Annotated in this window: 3 protein-coding genes; all 3 read left to right on the top strand. The window is 67.4% G+C overall.

The window, feature by feature from the left end; translation table 11 throughout:
* Positions 1-57: 57 nt before the first annotated feature.
* On the top strand, positions 58-984 hold the full coding sequence (locus AC1DKD_RS40160; RefSeq protein ID WP_441629240.1) for an efflux RND transporter periplasmic adaptor subunit: 927 nt from the start codon (positions 58-60) through the stop codon (positions 982-984).
* Complete coding sequence (locus tag AC1DKD_RS40155; RefSeq protein ID WP_441629242.1) at positions 981-2,435, top strand: efflux transporter outer membrane subunit; 1,455 nt, start codon at positions 981-983, stop codon at positions 2,433-2,435. The genes AC1DKD_RS40160 and AC1DKD_RS40155 overlap by 4 nt, the downstream gene beginning before the upstream one ends.
* 132 nt (positions 2,436-2,567) lie before the next feature.
* Positions 2,568-3,330, top strand: a 763-nt coding sequence (locus AC1DKD_RS40150) for a MetQ/NlpA family ABC transporter substrate-binding protein (RefSeq protein ID WP_477144641.1), incomplete at its 3' end; no start/stop codon positions are given.

Below are 3,330 nucleotides of genomic sequence, written 5' to 3'. Positions count from 1 at the left end.
GGCTTTATACGGGATCGTCCTGGGTGGCACCGTCTACCTGGCCTATCGGCTGCAGTCATGAAACTCAATCTTCGTACGCTTGGACCCATCGTCCTCACCCTTGTCGTCACCGCGGTCGCGGTCGTCGTCGTCAAACACCTGTGGGATTACTACACGGTCGCGCCATGGACGCGCGACGGCCATATCCGCGCCGACGTGGTGCAGATCGCGCCTGACGTGTCCGGCCTGGTGACCAAGGTCCTGGTCAAGGACAACCAGCGCGTGCAGCGCGGCCAGCCGCTGTTCGAGATCGACCGCGACCGCTTCGCGCTGGCGCTGCAGCAGGCGCAGGCCACGGTGGCCGCGCAAAGCGCCACGCTGGCCCAGGCCCGCCGCGAGGCGCGGCGCAGCCAGGCGCTGTCCGAGGTGGTTTCCAAGGAAGTGGTGGAAGAAGGTCTGGCCAAGGTCCAGCAAGGCGAAGCCGCGCTGGCGCAGGCGCAGGCGGCGGTCAATATCGCCAGGCTCAACCTGGAGCGCACCATCGTGCTCAGCCCGGTGGATGGCTACCTGAACGACCGGCTGCCGCGCCTTGGCGACTACGTCAACACGGGCCGCCCGGTGCTGTCGATGGTCGACGCGAATTCCTTCCACGTGGAAGGCTATTTCGAGGAAACCAAGCTGCATGGCATCCATATCGGCAATCCGGTGGAGATCCGCATCATGGGCGAATCCGGCGTGCTGCATGGCCATGTGCAAAGCATTGCCGCCGGCATCGAGGACCGGGACCGCAGCAACGGGTCCAACCTGCTGCCGAACGTGAACCCGACCTTCAACTGGGTCCGCCTCGCGCAACGCATCCCGGTGCGCATCGTGCTGGACAATCCGCCCGCCGATCTGCGGCTGGTGGCGGGCCGCACGGCCACCGTATCGGTGCGCGAGCCGGCCGGCAAGGACAAGCTCGCGGCCTCGGGCCAGGCTGCCGCAACCCACGGAGCCGTGCAGTGAACGCCTTGCGCCTAGCCTTGCTGCCGGCCCTGGTGCCGCTGCTGTTCGCCTGCACCACCGTCGGCCCCGATTACCACGTGCCGGAAAATGCGACCGTGAACGCGCCCGCCGCCAATGGCCCCTTGCTCGGCACGGACAACCCGGCCGTGTCGATCGGCGCCGTGCCCGACGGCTGGTGGCGCCTGTACGACGACCCCAGGCTCGACAAGCTGGTGCAGGAAGCGCTGACCGCCAATACGGATCTGCGCGTCGCCGCCGCCAATCTCAAGCGCGCCATCGCGGTCTATCACGAGGTGGAGGCGGAGAACCTGCCCGAGGCCCGTTTCCTGGCCGGTGCGCAGCGCGGGCAGATCGCCGGAGAGCCGCTGCTCAAGGAAGAGAAGATTCCGGTGATGAACTTTGGCGACGTCGGCCTTAACGTCTCCTACCTGATCGACTTCTTCGGCAAGCTCGCACGCGCGGACGAAGCGGCGCTGGCCGGCGCGCAGGCCAGCCAGGCCGCGCTCGACCAGGCGCGCGTGGGCGTGGCCGCGGAGACGGTGCGGGCCTATGTGCAGGGCTGCGCCGCCACGCATGAACTGGAAGTCGCCGAGCGCCAGCTCGAGTTGCAGCGCCGCGGCGTCGAACTGGCGCGCAAGATGGTAGAGGCGGGGCGCGGCCAGCCGGTCGACCTGTTGCGCTCCCAGGCCCAGGCCGACACGCTGCGCGCTGCATTGCCACGCTTCAAGGCCGAGCAGGAAGGCGCGGCGTACCGCCTGGCGGTGATGCTGGGCAAGCCGCCCACCGCCGCGTCGCTGACGGAATATGCCTGCCATGAAGAACCCAGGCTGAGCCAGGCCTTGCCCGTGGGCGACGGCGCAGCGCTGCTCAAGCGCCGGCCCGACGTGCGCCAGGCCGAGCGCGAACTCGCATCGGCCACGGCAAAGATCGGCGTCGCCACGGCGGATCTCTATCCGTCCATCCGTATCGGCGCTTCCGCCGGCTTTACCGGCATCCTGGACCATCTTGGCCAGGCGCCGACGGCGCACTGGGGCTTCGGCCCGCTGATCACCTGGAACATTCCGACCAGCGGCACCCGCGCGCGCATCCATGGCACCGAAGCCGGCGCCGAGGCGGCGCTCGCGCGCTTCGACGGCGTGGTGCTCAAGGCACTGCGCGAAACGCAGTCCGCGCTGAGCAGCTATACGCGTGAACTGGAGCGCACCGCGGCCCTGCGCGATGCCCGCGACAAGGCCAACGAGGTGGCGCGGCAAAACCGCCAGCTCTACCAGGCCGGACGTTCGCCGTACCTGTCCAGCCTCGATGCGGACCGTACGCTGGCCAGCACCGAAGCCTCGCTGGCCGCGTCGGAAAGCCAGGTCGCGCTGGATCAGATCAACCTGTTCCTCGCGCTCGGCGGCGGCTGGCAGGATGCGCCGAAAGTGAAGACGCAGGCGATGGGCGGGGATTGAGCGCGCGGCGTGCGTCCGTTTACACTCTCATGCCCGGCATCTTGCTTGACCGAATTGGGCAAACGGGCCGAACCCGCCGGATCAGCCGAACCAGTACAAAGCGTACAAAGAGCACAAAGGAATAGCAGCACCATGTTTTATCCCTCGATCCAGAAAACCCTGTCCATCGCGATCGCCACGCTTGGCATCGTGGCCTCGGGCGCCGCGCCGGCGCAGGAACAGACCTTGCGCGTCGGCACGGTCAGCGGTCCGGACGCGCAGGTCTGGCAAGTGGTCCAGAAAGTCGCCAAGCGCGAAGGCCTGAGTATCAAGGTCGTGGAGTTCAACGACTACGTGCAGCCCAACGCCGCGCTCGACGCCGGCGACCTCGACGCCAACAGCTTCCAGCACCAGCCCTATCTCGACAGCCAGGTCAAGCAGCGCGGCTACAAGATGGTCAGCGTGGGCTACACGTACATCTCGCCGCTGGGCATCTACTCGCAAAAGCTGAAGTCGCCCAAGGACCTGCCGCAAGGCGCCAGGGTGGCCGTTCCCAACGATCCCTCCAACGAGAACCGCGCGCTGCTGCTGCTGGCCGCGCAAGGCGTGATCAAGCTCAAGAGCGGGGTGGGCACCAATGGCGTCAACGCGACGCCGCTGGACGTCAGCGACAATCCGAAGAAGCTGAAGATCGTCGAACTCGACGCGGCGCAACTGGCGCGCGCGTTGCCCGATGTGGCGGCGGCCGTGATCAACACCAACTACGCGCTGGCCGCCGGCCTGCAGCCGACCCGCAACGCCATCGCGCTGGAAGACATCCACAGCCCGTACGCGAACATCATCGCGGTGCGCACCCAGGACAAGGACAAGCCGTGGGTGAAGAAGCTGGTGGCTGCCTACCAGTCGGAAGAGGTGA

It is taken from the genome of Cupriavidus sp. 05T313, from assembly GCF_056396665.1.
The sequence above is the reverse complement of the archived record's forward strand: the minus strand, read 5'-3'. Positions and strand labels throughout refer to the sequence as shown.

Bases quoted from the DNA above. Each gene is read 5' to 3' on its own strand.
- AC1DKD_RS40160 (WP_441629240.1), top strand. From the start codon at position 58: ATGAAACTCAATCTTCGTACGCTTGGACCCATCGTCCTCACCCTTGTC.